This is a genomic window from Ancylobacter terrae, assembly GCF_045108345.1.
In the GTDB taxonomy this organism is placed as follows: Bacteria; Pseudomonadota; Alphaproteobacteria; order Rhizobiales; family Xanthobacteraceae; genus Ancylobacter.
Genome location: NZ_JBJGXH010000001.1, coordinates 648,184 through 660,777, shown reverse-complemented (window position 1 = coordinate 660,777; position 12,594 = coordinate 648,184). Strand labels below are relative to the sequence as shown.

At 72.0% G+C, this 12,594-nt stretch carries 15 protein-coding genes; 8 read left to right on the top strand and 7 right to left on the bottom strand.

Going from position 1 to position 12,594, the window contains the following annotated elements:
- Positions 1 to 62: 62 nt before the first annotated feature.
- From ACEUEL_RS03105 to tmpT, 3 genes are all read left to right on the top strand, one after another.
- Positions 63 to 998: a YVTN family beta-propeller repeat protein gene (locus ACEUEL_RS03105; protein WP_405702044.1), complete on the top strand. Its 936-nt coding sequence runs from the start codon at positions 63 to 65 to the stop codon at positions 996 to 998.
- A gap of 79 nt (positions 999 to 1,077) precedes the next feature.
- Positions 1,078 to 2,244 carry an alpha/beta fold hydrolase gene (locus tag ACEUEL_RS03100; protein ID WP_405702042.1) on the top strand — a complete coding sequence of 389 codons (1,167 nt, stop codon included), beginning with the start codon at positions 1,078 to 1,080 and terminating at the stop codon, positions 2,242 to 2,244.
- A gap of 26 nt (positions 2,245 to 2,270) precedes the next feature.
- On the top strand, positions 2,271 to 2,912 hold the full coding sequence (tmpT, locus tag ACEUEL_RS03095) for a thiopurine S-methyltransferase (protein ID WP_405702041.1): 642 nt from the start codon (positions 2,271 to 2,273) through the stop codon (positions 2,910 to 2,912).
- Positions 2,913 to 2,924: 12 nt separating this feature from the next.
- On the opposite strand, the gene ACEUEL_RS03090 is transcribed toward tmpT, so the two are convergent.
- Complete coding sequence (locus tag ACEUEL_RS03090; protein WP_405702040.1) at positions 2,925 to 4,028, bottom strand: sulfate/molybdate ABC transporter ATP-binding protein; 1,104 nt, start codon at positions 4,026 to 4,028, stop codon at positions 2,925 to 2,927.
- A gap of 341 nt (positions 4,029 to 4,369) precedes the next feature.
- On the opposite strand from ACEUEL_RS03090, the gene ACEUEL_RS03085 reads away from it, so the two are divergent.
- Together ACEUEL_RS03085 and ACEUEL_RS03080 are read left to right on the top strand one after the other, a co-directional pair.
- A complete protein-coding gene (locus ACEUEL_RS03085) occupies positions 4,370 to 5,008 on the top strand; it encodes a GNAT family N-acetyltransferase (protein WP_405702039.1) in 639 nt (212 codons plus the stop codon).
- 98 nt (positions 5,009 to 5,106) lie between these two features.
- On the top strand, positions 5,107 to 5,562 hold the full coding sequence (locus ACEUEL_RS03080) for a cache domain-containing protein (RefSeq protein ID WP_405702037.1): 456 nt from the start codon (positions 5,107 to 5,109) through the stop codon (positions 5,560 to 5,562).
- Here ACEUEL_RS03080 and ACEUEL_RS03075 read toward each other — a convergent pair.
- A complete protein-coding gene (locus ACEUEL_RS03075; protein WP_405702034.1) occupies positions 5,553 to 5,945 on the bottom strand; it encodes a flagellar export protein FliJ in 393 nt (130 codons plus the stop codon). The two genes, ACEUEL_RS03080 and ACEUEL_RS03075, sit on opposite strands and share 10 nt — an antisense overlap.
- Positions 5,946 to 6,493: 548 nt before the next feature.
- On the opposite strand from ACEUEL_RS03075, the gene ctrA reads away from it, so the two are divergent.
- Positions 6,494 to 7,195 (top strand): response regulator transcription factor CtrA, encoded by a 702-nt coding sequence (gene ctrA / locus ACEUEL_RS03070; RefSeq protein WP_405702032.1) that lies wholly within the window; start codon positions 6,494 to 6,496, stop codon positions 7,193 to 7,195.
- A gap of 225 nt (positions 7,196 to 7,420) precedes the next feature.
- Here ctrA and copM read toward each other — a convergent pair whose 3' ends face one another.
- From copM to chpT, 5 genes are all read right to left on the bottom strand, one after another.
- Entirely contained in the window at positions 7,421 to 7,882 is a 462-nt protein-coding gene (copM, locus tag ACEUEL_RS03065; protein ID WP_405702031.1) for a CopM family metallochaperone, read from the bottom strand.
- Between the two features lie 76 nt (positions 7,883 to 7,958).
- The gene (locus tag ACEUEL_RS03060; RefSeq protein WP_405702029.1) at positions 7,959 to 8,372 is read right to left on the bottom strand and encodes a hypothetical protein; all 414 of its coding nucleotides are present in this window, start codon (positions 8,370 to 8,372) and stop codon (positions 7,959 to 7,961) included.
- Positions 8,373 to 8,442: 70 nt separating this feature from the next.
- Complete coding sequence (locus tag ACEUEL_RS03055) at positions 8,443 to 8,808, bottom strand: response regulator (protein WP_405702027.1); 366 nt, start codon at positions 8,806 to 8,808, stop codon at positions 8,443 to 8,445.
- Positions 8,805 to 9,947, bottom strand: a complete 1,143-nt coding sequence (locus ACEUEL_RS03050) for a hypothetical protein (protein WP_405702025.1) — start codon at positions 9,945 to 9,947, stop codon at positions 8,805 to 8,807. The genes ACEUEL_RS03055 and ACEUEL_RS03050 overlap by 4 nt, the downstream gene beginning before the upstream one ends.
- 306 nt (positions 9,948 to 10,253) lie before the next feature.
- On the bottom strand, positions 10,254 to 10,901 hold the full coding sequence (gene chpT, locus ACEUEL_RS03045; RefSeq protein ID WP_405702023.1) for a histidine phosphotransferase ChpT: 648 nt from the start codon (positions 10,899 to 10,901) through the stop codon (positions 10,254 to 10,256).
- A gap of 198 nt (positions 10,902 to 11,099) precedes the next feature.
- On the opposite strand from chpT, the gene cysQ reads away from it, so the two are divergent.
- Together cysQ and ACEUEL_RS03035 are read left to right on the top strand one after the other, a co-directional pair.
- Positions 11,100 to 11,924 carry a 3'(2'),5'-bisphosphate nucleotidase CysQ gene (gene cysQ, locus ACEUEL_RS03040; protein WP_405702020.1) on the top strand — a complete coding sequence of 275 codons (825 nt, stop codon included), beginning with the start codon at positions 11,100 to 11,102 and terminating at the stop codon, positions 11,922 to 11,924.
- Between the two features lies 1 nt (position 11,925).
- The gene (locus ACEUEL_RS03035; RefSeq protein ID WP_405702018.1) at positions 11,926 to 12,441 is read left to right on the top strand and encodes a hypothetical protein; all 516 of its coding nucleotides are present in this window, start codon (positions 11,926 to 11,928) and stop codon (positions 12,439 to 12,441) included.
- Positions 12,442 to 12,594 lie beyond the last annotated feature (153 nt).

Genomic DNA, 12,594 nt, shown 5'->3' with positions numbered 1-12,594 from the left:
CATGCGCTTTTCCGTCCAGCGATCCCGGATCGCGCCTGCGGCGTGTCCGGGATGACATCGCAATGGTTCTGGCCGCGCTGCTGCTCACCCTCGCCTCCCCCGCCATCGCCGACGAAGCCTTCGTCACCGCCCAGCCGGCGGAAAAACTCGACATCGTCGATCTCGCCACCCGCAAGGTCGTCGCCACCCTGCCGATCCCCGGCAAGCCGGCCGGCATCGCGGTGAGCCCGGACGGGGCGCGCGCCTTCGTCACCTCGCCGGACGGCAAGGCGCTCACCGTCGTCGACGCCGCCACCCGCGCCGTCGAGCGGCGGATCGAGATCGGCGGCGGCCCGCTCGGCGTCGCCGTGCATCCCTCCGGCGCCCCGGTCTATGTCGCCGACTGGTACCAGGCCCGCGTCATCGCGGTGGATCCCGATGCCGGCCGCGTCATCGGCGAAGTGAAGGTGGGCGAGAGCCCCTCCGGCCTCGCGGTGACCCCGGACGGCGCGCTGCTGCTTTCGGCCGACCGCGATTCCGACGAGATCTCGATCATTGACACGAAGAGCTTCACCCGCCTCGGCGCGGTGAAGGTCGGCACCCGCCCGTTCGGCGTCACCATCGACGCCGAGGGTAAGCGCGCCTACGCCGCCAATGTCGCCTCGAACGACGTCAGCGTCGTTGACATCGCCGCCCGGACGCTGGTCGGCACCGTCAAGGTCGGCGAGCGGCCCTATGCGGTGGCGCTCGCCCGCGGCCTCGGCTTCTCGACCGACCAGTATGCCGGCACGGTCAGCGTGTTCGATCTCGCCACGCTTCAGCCGAAGGCGACCATCCCGGTCGGCGACTATCCCGAGGGCATCGCCGCCAGCCGCGACGGCGCCGAGGTCTATGTCGCGAGCTGGGAAGCGAACACGGTGAGCGTCATCGACACGACGGCGCTGAAAGTGGTCGCCGAGATCGCCGTCGCCGACGGCCCCCGCGCCTTCGGTGAATTCATCCGGCGGACCGGGCCGTGAGAGGGCCTCGTCCGGCGCGAGGCGCGCAAGCGGAACGCGGCGGCGCGCAATCATGATGGAGGGGATGGAAATGGCCGGCTTGTCGCGAAGGATCGCTTCTCGTCTGCGCCGCGGCGCCGGAGCCATCGCCCTCCTCGCGATGGGCGCCTTGCTGCTCGGCGCCGCCCCGGCCCCCGCCCAGTCCGCCGGGCGGCCGGGCGATCTCGTCAGCGCCGAGCCGATGGCCGGCGCGCCCGCCGGCGCCTCCGCCTATCGCGTCGTGTACCGCTCGCAGGGCCTCGCCGGCGAGAGCATTCCGGTGTCGGGCGTCATCATCGTGCCGCCCGGCCCGGTGCCGCCGGAAGGCCGCCCGGTCGTCGCCTGGGCGCACCCCACCACCGGCGTCGTCAGCCGCTGCGCCCCTTCCCTCGCCAGCGTGTTCTTCCGCTCGGTGCAGGGGCTGGAGGCGATGCTGGCGCGCGGCTATGTCGTGGCGGCAACCGATTATCCCGGCCTCGGCACGCCGGAGGTGCACCCCTATCTGGTCGGGACGAGCGAGGCGCGCGCCGTGCTCGATTCCGTGCGCGCCGCCCGGCAGATCGAGGGGGCGGGCGCGGGCACGGCCTTCGCCGTCTGGGGCCATTCGCAGGGCGGCCACGCCGCGCTATTCACCGGCCTCCTGGCCGCGAGCTATGCGCCGGAGCTGCGGCTCGCGGCGGTCGCCGCCGCCGCGCCGGCGACCGAACTCGCGACCCTGATGAAGGACGACCAGAACACCGCCGGCGGCAACAACATCACGGCGATGACGCTGTGGTCGTGGTCGCGGGTCTATGGCGCCCCGATCGCCAGCATCGTGCTGCCCGAAGCCCTGCCGGTGGTGGACGAACTGGCGAGCGAATGCCTCGAGCGCTGGTTCGACGTCTTCGTCCGACGCGCGCCGACCGAGGCGCTGGAGAAGGGCTTCCTGAAGGTCGACGACCTCGCCGACCTCCAGCCCTGGAAGAAGCTGCTGGCCGAGAACTCGCCGGGCGCGCTCCCGCCGGATATCCCGGTCTTCGTGGCGCAGGGCACGGCGGACGAACTGGTGCGCCCGGCGGTGACCAACGCCTATGTCGGCGCACTCTGCCGGCGCGGCAGCAAGGTACGCTACGCCCAGCTTCCCGGCATCGGCCACGCCTTCGCCGCGCGCGATGCCGCGCCCGAGGTGGTGGCCTGGATCGACGCGCGCTTCCGCGGCGAGGCGCCGCCCGACGACTGCAACCCGTGACCGGCGCGCCGCCGAGGAACATTCCGATGGACCAGGACTTCTGGCACGAGAAATGGAACAGCAACCAGATCGGCTTCCATGAGGCCAAGCCCAACCCGCTTCTCGTCGAGAACCTCCCCGCCCTCGGCCTCGCGCCCGGCGCCCGGCTGTTCCTGCCGCTGTGCGGCAAGAGCCTCGACATCGGCTGGCTGCTGGCGCAGGGCCATCGCGTCGCCGGCGCCGAACTCAGCCGGCTCGCCATCGAGCAGCTCTTCGCCGAGCTCGGCGTCGAGCCGCAGATTACGGCGGCTGGTCCGCTCGAGCGCTTCGAGGCCGGCCCGCTCACCGTCTTCGTCGGCGACATCTTCGACCTCGACCGCGCCACCCTCGGCCCGGTCGACGCCGTCTATGACCGCGCCGCGCTGGTCGCCCTGCCCGATGGCCTGCGCGCGCGCTATGCCGACCACCTCGTCGCGCTGACCGGCGCCGCGCCGCAGCTGCTCGTCACCTTCGAATACGACCAGGCGGTGATGCCCGGCCCGCCCTTCTCGGTCGATGCGGACGAGGTGCGCCGCCGCTACGAGCGGGCCTACGACCTCGCGCTGGTGACGGCGCAGGAGGTGCCCGGCGGGCTCAAGGGCGTGTGCCCCGCCCGCGAGGCGGTGTGGCGGCTCACGCCGCGCGGATGAACCGGCCCCGCCTCAGATCGCGTATTCGCCGGTCTGCTGCGCCGAGGGCGCGCGGCAATCGACGCCGGGGCCGGAGGCGGGGAACAGCCGCGCCCGCTCCAGCCGCACCGCCACCTGCGCGCCGATCGGCACGGTGACGGTGGGCGCGACATCGGCCTCGAACAGCGCGTTGCCGACCGAAAGCTCGACCCGGCGGATGGCGCCGTGCCGGCGGAAACCGCTCACCGCCCCCGGCAGGCCCGGCGTGCCCGGCAGGCCGACGCCGACATCGTGCGGGCGCACATAAAGCAGCGCCGGCCCGTCCGGCACCGGCGCGGTGGCCGCCGCGATCGGGGTCGAGCCCGCCACCGCCACGCCGTCGCGCACCTCGACCTCGATCCGGCTCGATTCGCCCATGAAGCCGAACACCGCCGCCGTGCTGGGGCGGTCATAGACGTCGTCGGGCGTGCCGACCTGCTCGATCCGGCCCTTGCCCATCACCACGATCCGGTCGGCAAGTTCCAGCGCCTCCTCCTGGTCGTGGGTCACGAACAACGTGGTGTGGCCGGTGCGGTCGTGCAGCTCGCGCAGCCATTTGCGCAGTTCCTTGCGCACCAGCGCATCGAGCGCGCCGAACGGCTCGTCGAGCAGCAGCACCTTCGGCTCGATGGCGAGCGCGCGGGCGAGAGCCACGCGCTGGCGCTGGCCGCCCGAAAGCTGCGCCGGGAAGCGCCCGCCGAACGAGCCGAGCTGGACGAGGTCGAGCAGGTCCGCGACGCGCTTCTTGATCTCGGCCTCGGACGGCCGCTCCGCGCGCGGGCGCGAGCGCAGGCCGAAGGCGACATTCTCGGCGACGCTCATGTGCCGGAACAGCGCGTAATGCTGGAACACGAAGCCGATGCCGCGCCGGCGCACCGGCACCGAGAGCGCGTCGTGCCCGTCGAACAGGATGCGGCCATGGCTCGGCTGCTCCAGCCCGGCGACGATGCGCAGCAGGGTGGTCTTGCCCGAACCGGACGGGCCGAGCAGCGCCACCAGCTCGCTCGGCGCGATATCGAGCGACACGTCCGACAGCGCCGGCGCGCCCTGCCCGCCGAATGTCTTGCCGACCTGATCGATGGTCACCGCGACCGTCATGCCATTCACTTTCAGTATATGTAATTAGTGGATTTATACGGAAGATACCTGAAAATGACGGAAAGGGAAGCCGCGCCCTATCTCGTTCCATCCCGGCAGGCCTCCCTCCCGGCCGGCATGTCTCCCTCCCGGCCGAAAGGAGACGGCCGGACCCTGCCGGGGCCTCCGCCGCACTTGCGCCGCCCCCCGCCCGGGATCGGCAACCGGTCGCCCTCTCGCGCGGGACGTCCATGGCACCGCGAGCCGGGACGCGCGCGGGCCGGAGACGGCCGGCCCGCTGTGCAAGCGCACCCGCCCATGCTCTAAGCGTCCCGCCCCTCCCCTGTCGCCCCGCGAGCCCCATGGACCAGCCGACCCCTCCCGCCGCCCCGCCGCCTCTGCTGAATCTCGACGGCTACACACCCGTGCCCGCCGGCAAGATCGCCGCCATCGTCACCCATCTGGAGATGACCGCGCGCCCCGCGCCCATGCCCGAGCCGGCACTGGCGGGGCTGTCGCTCGTGCATGTCCCGCGCCCTGCGCTCGACTGGTACCGCGCGCTCTTCCGGGAAATCGGCGAGAACTGGCTGTGGTTCTCGCGCCTTCAGCTCGGCGACGACGCGCTCGGCGCGATCCTCGCCGACCCGGCGGTGGAACTCCACGCGCTGCGGCGCGACGGCGCGGATGTCGGGCTGGTCGAGATCGATTTCCGCCGCCTGCCCGAGGAGGCCGAACTCGCCTTCGTCGGCATCGTCGCCGAACTCACCGGCAGCGGCGCCGGCCGCTTCCTGATGAACCGCGCGATGGAGCTGGTCTGGGCGCGCGCGCCGCGCCGGCTCACCGTGCACACCTGCACGCTGGATCACCCCGCCGCCGTCGGCTTCTACCAGCGCGCCGGCTTCCGCGCGCTCGCCCGCTCGGTCGAGATCGCCGACGACCCGCGTCTCATGGGCGTGCTGCCGCGCGGCGCGGCGCCGGGCGTGCCCGTCATCGAGCGCTGAGCCGGCGTTAACGGTGTCGGCAGCGCCGCCCTCACCTCGCCCCGGACGGTGATATCCTCGCGCAAACGCCGGAAGGGTGGGATCAGCGGGAGGATCGGATGAAACGGCACCTCGTGGCGGGCCTCGCGCTCGCACTCGGTCTCGCGGCGGGCGGCGCGGCCCTCGCCGAGGGCGGCAAGGGCACGGCGGCGCAGGCGAAAGCGATGCTGGAACGCGCCGTCGCCGCGCTGAAGGCGGATCGGCCCGCCGCCCTCGCCGCGTTCAAGGCGCGGGCGGACGGCTTCGGGGAAGGCGACCTCTATGTGTTCTGCAACGGGCTCGACGGCGCGTCCATCGAGCACCCCAACCCCGCCATGGCCGGCACCAATCTCAACACCCTGAAGGACGCCAACGGCAAGGAGTTCGGCAGGATCATCCTGCGCGAGGCGCAGGAGGGCCGCATATCCACGGTGGATTACGAGTTCCCCGAGCTCGGCGGCACCAAGCCCTTGCCGAAGGAGACCTTCTTCACCCGCATCGGCACGCTGATCTGCGGCGTCGGCTATTACAGATAGATGGCGCGGCCGCGGCTGCTGCCGCGCACGACCTCGAGCGGCGCCTCGAGCCCGCGCTCGCGTTCGCCGAGCGCCTCGACCTTGCGCAGCTCCTCGCTCGCCGCCTCGAAGGCGGCCATGGCATCGTCGAGCTGCTGCTTCAGCTCATCCGCCGAGCGCTTGAGGTTGTCGCGGCGCTGGGCGGCGGCGCGGGCATAGGTCGGGTAGGCGAAATGGCCGGGATCGGTGATGCCGGCGCGCTGCTGCTCGGCGCTGATCTCGCGCTCCAGGTCCTGCGCCATGCGCTCGAAATCGGCGATCATGGTTTCGATCTGCGCCAGTTGCCGGCGCTTCTCCTCGGCCTGGAACCGCTTGAGGCGGATAAGGGTGTCACGCGATTTCATGCCAGTGATACTCCGGTACACAGGTTAGCATCCGGTTGCCGCGATCCGTCGAATCCGCGCCAACCGTGCCGCCCCTCCCGCCCTGACGCGGCGGAATGGAGCCATCATCGCCGCCACAGATTGCCGGTTCCTTACTGGAGCACGGCAAAGCGTGCCGCCGGCCCACCTTTCTTCAACCTTTCTTCGACTCCCCAAGGAGATCGAAACGATTTGTTTACCGGCTCCGTTAATGATCAGGTCATCGTCCGGTTGAGCTGTTCGGCCTCGCGGGAAAAGCGGAGTCGAATGATTCACTTAAGGCCATTTCCTGAGAAACCGCTCCAGCTTTCTGGGAGAGCGAATCCGATTTTGAAACAAGCGTTTGCGACGAGACTCGTACAGGAATCGTCTTTTCGCTTGTCGGACCGAATCGGCATTTGTTACCCCTAGTGCAGCGAGTATCGAATCGGGTGTGCCGAGGCCGGGCGCGGGATGCGGGGTGACGTCCGGAGCGGATGCGTTCCGATGCACGCTTCCATCCCAGGGCCGTGGCGAGGAAGGGGATTGGCATGCGCGTCTTGCTCATCGAGGACGACCGCGCGACCGCGCAGAGCATCGAACTGATGCTGAAGTCCGAGAATTTCAACGTCTACACGACGGATCTCGGCGAAGAGGGCGTCGACCTCGGCAAGCTCTACGACTACGACATTATTCTGCTGGATCTCAACCTGCCGGACATGTCCGGCTATGACGTCCTCAAGGGTCTGCGCGTCGCCAAGGTGAAGACGCCGATCCTGATCCTCTCCGGCCTCGCCGGCATTGAGGACAAGGTGAAGGGCCTCGGCTTCGGCGCCGACGACTACCTCACCAAGCCGTTCCACAAAGACGAGCTGGTCGCCCGCATCCACGCCATCGTGCGGCGCTCGAAGGGCCATGCCCAGTCGGTCATCCAGACCGGCGACCTGATCGTCAATCTCGACACCAAGACCGTCGAGGTCACCGGCTCGCGCGTGCACCTGACCGGCAAGGAGTACCAGATGCTGGAGCTCCTCTCCCTGCGCAAGGGCACCACCCTGACCAAGGAGATGTTCCTCAACCATCTCTACGGCGGCATGGACGAGCCGGAGCTGAAGATCATCGACGTCTTCATCTGCAAGCTGCGCAAGAAGCTCGCCAACGCCTCCTCCGGCCGCAACTACATCGAGACGGTGTGGGGCCGCGGCTATGTGCTGCGCGAGCCCGGCCCGATGGAAGAGCGCATCCCGGCCTGACGCACCGCGCCGCCGGTCCCCCAGGGCTTCAGCGCCGACACGACACCGACCCCGCCGCGAGGCGGGGTTTTCCGTTTCCCGGCCGCGCGCCGCGCCACCCGCGCCGAAAGCCGCAGCCGCCCTGCCGTAGCCGATGGCAGTGCCATCGTGCGGCCGCCGCGGCACGCCCGCGCGGTGCGGGCAGCAGGGGAGCGGCGGCGCCGGCCGCCCCTCCCCGCGCCGACCTTACTTGCCCTTCTTCGCGAGCCACTCCTTCAGGAAGGCGATCTCGCTTTCCTGCGCCTTGATGATCGCCTCGGCAAGCTTCCGAAGCTCCGGATCCGTGCCGTATTGGAGTTCGATCGTCGCCATGTCGATCGCCCCCTGGTGGTGGGGGATCATGCCGCGGGCGAAGTCGACATCGGTGTCGCCGGTGAAGGGGATCGCCATGCCCTTGTGCATGCGCTCATTGGCGGCGGCGAAGGCGGCGGAGGATGGATCGGCGGGGGTGGCCGCCGGGGCGCCGTGCATGGCGCCATGGTCCATCGTCCCCCCGCTCATTCCCGGCATCGCGCCGTGGTCCATGCCGGGCATGGTCCCCGGCTGCATCGTGCCCGGCTGCATGGGCATGGTGGTGGACTGGGCGAGCGCCAGCGACGGGGCGAGGATCAGGGCGGCGGCGAACAGGGTGTGCCGAATGGAAATCATTGAAGTCTCCTGAGAACGAGGACGCACGGCCGGGCCCGCAGGCGCCGGCATCGTGGGGAAAGGTCGGTCCGGTCGGTCAGGAAACGCGGGGAGGCGGCACCGGGATCCCCGGCGCGCGCCCGTCGAGCGCCGGGCCCGGCAGGGTCTCCCAGAGCGGGCGCAGGACCGCCCCCGGCAGGGGCAGCACGGCGGGCGGCGGCAGCGCGATGACGCAGGCGGTGGCGCAGCACAGCGGCAGGGCATGGGCGCCGGCGTGCGGCGCGCGCTCGGCATCGGCGCGGGTGTCGTGATGGCCGGCCATCGGCGACGCGATCCCGGCGCTGCCGGTGGCCACCATCCGCGCCTCGTGGCAGGGCGGCACGACGCTCGCCGCGGCACCGCCCGCCATGGAGGCGGCAAAGGCCGGCGCGCCGAGGCTGGCGATCACCGCCAGCAGCAGCACGGCCCGCCGCAGCAGGCCTCGGCAGAGGCGAACGAGCCACACCATCATGGCGTGGTTCTACCACGGGCCGACGCGGGCGCTACCCGTAGGCACACGGATGTGACCCGCGCGCCGGCCCTCAGATCAGGCCGACGCCGCGCAGCCGCGCATCCAGCGCCTCGCCGTCGAACGGCTTCAGCAGCAGGCTGTCGGCGCCGCAATGGCGGGCGCGGGCGAGGATGGCGACATCGTTGTCGACGGCGCAGACCAGCACCTTCGGCTTGCGCCCGCTCTCCATCCCGCGCAGCTTGCGCAGGAACTCGAAGCCGTTCATGCCCGGCATGGCGCTGTCGACGATCACCGCATCGGGCATGGCCCGCGCCGCGGCCTCCAGCCCCTCCGGCCCGTCCCACGCCTCGACCACCGCGAAGCCGTGGGATTCCAGGATGTGGCGGGCGACCTTGCGGATCACCGGCGAGTCGTCGACGATCAGGCAGGTGCTCATGCGTCCATCTCCTCGGCGCGCCACACCGGCGCTACCGCGTTTCCACGCGTCGCGCACCCGGCGCCGATGAGGGCGGCGAGCAGGCCCGGCCGGTCGTCCGGCGCCACCCGCACCGCGCAGCCGCCCGGCTCCGTTTCGCGGCCGATGCCGATCACCGGCGCGGCGACCCCGGCCGGCGGGGCGCCATGGGCGTCGGTGTCGAGCACCACCAGGTCGAAGCGGCCCGCCGCCAGGTGCAGCGCCCGCGCATCGTCGCAGAGCGAGACCGGGTAGCCGAGGCTGTGGGCGAGATCGCGCACCGTCGCGCGAACCGGCCCGTCCGGGGCGACCAGCAGCACGCGCGGCGCGGGCCGTGCGTCCGTGTCGCGCGCGAGGAGCGGAAACAGCCCCTCCCCGACCGCGAGATAGTCGCGCCCCTCGCGCCGCTCGACGCGGCCCTCGCCGGCGACGCCGATCACCGCCTGCGCGGCGATGGTGCGGCTGGCCAGGTCGGTGGTGATGGCGATACGCAGCGCCTGCGGGCCGGTCCGCTCCAGCCCGGCCACCGCCGACAGCGCGATGGCGCAGGTGGTCTCGGCCCCGACCTGTACCAGCAGGTGCCGCGTGGCGCGCGATCGCGCGGCGCGCGCGGGTGGCGCCGGCGGGTCGGCGACCAGCGCCAGCGAGCCGTCGGGCAGCACGCCGAGGCCCGGCAGGATGCTGCCGAACGGGCCGCTGCCGGCCGGCAGCTTGCGGGCGGCGGCGAGCACATGGCCCTGCAGCGGCTCGATCCGGGCGGACGCGGTGAACGGCACGCCGTCGAGCAGCAGCACGCAGCGCGCCTTGCCGCCCGAGCCGACCAGCAGCAGCACCGCCTCGCGCGGGGCGTCCGCGTCGGCGGCGATGCCGAGGCGGCGGGCGAGACGGGCGAAGGGCAGCCCGGTGCGGCCGAAGGTGCCGGCCTCCGCCATGCGGGCGAGGCGCGGCCAGTCGGCGGCGGTCACCGGCAGGCTGGCGCACACGTCGCGCCGGCGCACGCCGATGCGCACGCCGCCCTGTTCGACCAGCAGCACCGGCGTCGCGGGACGCATCGCGGTGGCGAGCCGCGCGGCGGCGGCGATCGCCTCGCGCGGGGAAGTCTGGGGATGAGCGAGGTCCATGGGTTACGCGACACAGCCGGCGGGACCGCAGGCGCGCCGGCCGGCCGGGCGCGCAGTGCCGAATATCCCAGCGTAACCTTAATCGATGGCTAAGAGCCCGTCTGGGAAACGCCTTGGCGCCCGTCACATGGCGTCATCCGGGAACGGCCGCCGGCCGTATCCGGGATCGGGCCGGTATCGCGTTGAGCGATCCCGGCCCGAAGCCGCGGGCGGAGCCTGCCCTTGGGCTTGCCAGAGGCAAGGCCCGAGGGGCCGGGATGACGAGGCACCGGGAGATTGTCCAGACAGGCTCTCAGGCCGCGCGCCTCACACCGGCGCGGCGAGGATGACGACGCCGCTCTCGCCGTCGGGGCTCAGGCCGACCGAGACGCCGACCGCCCGCGCCAGCAGGCCGGTATAGTGCGGCTGGATCGCGTGCGCGTCGATGCTGCCGCTCTTGGGCAGGTCGCCCGCCAGCAGCGCGACGATGTCGGGGGGGATGCGGGAGTGGCTGCCGGCGGTGGTCACCTTGAAGCCGCCCTCCTCCGCGCTGCCCACCGCCTCGACGCGGATCGAACCGCCGCGCGGGATGGTCGCCCCGGCGACCAGCAGGAGGTTCAGCAGCAGCTTCACCCGGTTCTTCGGCAGCAGCGCACGCGGCACCTGCCAGTCGAGCGAGGTGCGGTCGTCCTGGATGAAGCCGCGCGCCACGCTCTCGGCATCGCCGGTGTCGATCTGGGCGCCGGCCGATCCCGCCGCGCCGAAGGCGAGCCGGGCGAACTGCAGCCGCGCCGAGGCCTGCCGCGCGCTCTTGGCGATGAGGTCGAGGGCGAATTCCTTCATGCCCGGATCGTCCTCGTCCTCCAGCACCTCGAGCCCGTTGACGATCGCCCCCACCGGGCTGATCACGTCGTGGCACACGCGCGAGCAGAGCAGCGCGGCGAGGTCGAGGCTGTCGAGGGAGATGGCGGTCATCGCGGTCCTGTTGGCGGCGGAAGGCAAGGAAGTCATGTTGAAAACGCAAGGCCGAATCGCCGCGAAACATTCGGCCCCGGACGGCGCGATGTGATACACCGCGCCCATCCGCGCGCCAAATAGGGACGGCGGACGCGGCACCGCGCCGTGCGTTTCAACCGGCGCCGCCTGTCGGCCGCCCCCGTGCCGACAGCGCTCATGACATCCCCTGCCGCCGCTTCCGCCCGCGCCGACAGCGCCCTGCTCGCCGCCCTCGCCGACGCCGCGCTCGCCGCCGGCACGGTGATCATGCGCATCCGCGCCGAGGGCTGCGCCGCGCAGGCCAAGGCCGATCTCAGCCCGGTCACCGCCGCCGACCTCGCCGCCGAGGAACTGCTGCGCGCCGCGCTCCACCGCCTGCTGCCGGGCGTGCCGGTGATCGCCGAGGAGGCGGTCGCGCAGGGCCGCGGCGAGGCCCCGGCCGACAGCTTCGTGCTGGTCGACCCGCTCGACGGCACCCGCGAATTCCTCTCCGACAATGGCGAGTTCACCGTGAACATCGCGCTGATCGAGCAGGGCCGGCCGGCGCTCGGCATCGTCTACGCCCCCGCCGTCGGGCGGCTCTATGCCGGCCGGCCAGGCGCAGGTGCCTTCCGCGCCGAGCGCGCGCCGGGCGCCCCGGCCGAGCCCGCCGGCTGGACGCCGATCCGCTGCCGGCCCGCCCCCGCACGGGGGCTGGTCGCGGCGGTGAGCCGCTCGCATCTCGACGCCGCCACCGAGGCTTTCCTGGCCGATTTCGAAATCGCCGAGCGCATCAGCCGCGGCTCGGCGCTGAAGTTCGGGCTGGTGGCGGAAGGCCGCGCCGACCTCTACCCCCGCCTCGGCACCGTCTGCGAATGGGACGTCGCCGCCGGTCACGCGCTCATCGTCGCCGCCGGCGGCTCGGTCACCCGCCCCGACGGCACGCCCCTGCCCTATGGCCGCCGCGACGCCGCCTACCGCGTCCCCGCCTTCATCGCGCGCGGGGCGCCGGCGGCGGCGTGACATGAGCTCCACCTTCGTCACGCTCGGGAGGGATGCGCGCGGCGTCCCGACGTCGGATCCGGATCGTCAGGTCGGCTTCTGGATCGACGACGCTCGGCTCATGGTGTGGCTGCGGCTGCTCGCCCTGCACGTTCCGGGGGCGGACACGCGCGGCAGCGAGGCCGACCTGATTCGGCACCAGTGGCTGCTCGCCTCGGCTGCGCCCATGCCCGGCTGCGTGCCCCATGGCTTTGCGGAGGCCACGGCGACGGATAGCGGCTTTGAAATCGTCCGAATGGCTCTCGACTCTCTGTCCACCGCACTCGCCCATGCCGACCGGCCGTTCTCGGCCGAGGCGCTGAATCTCCTTCGCTTCGACGGGATCGTGTGGCAGCAGGACATGGACATCGCGGCCCTGCGGCAGGTCGCTGCCACCTTCCGCGACCTCGTCGACTTCAGGCTGACGTCGACGGCGGGCTCGCCGCCGCTGATGCCGGGCAACCCGCGCGGCGCGGCGGACGGCAGCCGCCTGCATTAGGCGCCGCCCCTAGCGCCCCCGCCCCCCGACACGATCGCCACACCGTCCCGCATTCCGCGGTGGAGGTAGTCTTGCGCGCCTTTCTCCGGGCACACTCCATGCTAATCATGTCGCCCACGGCCGGTTCCGGCCGTTCGCTGCCGCCTTCCCGAC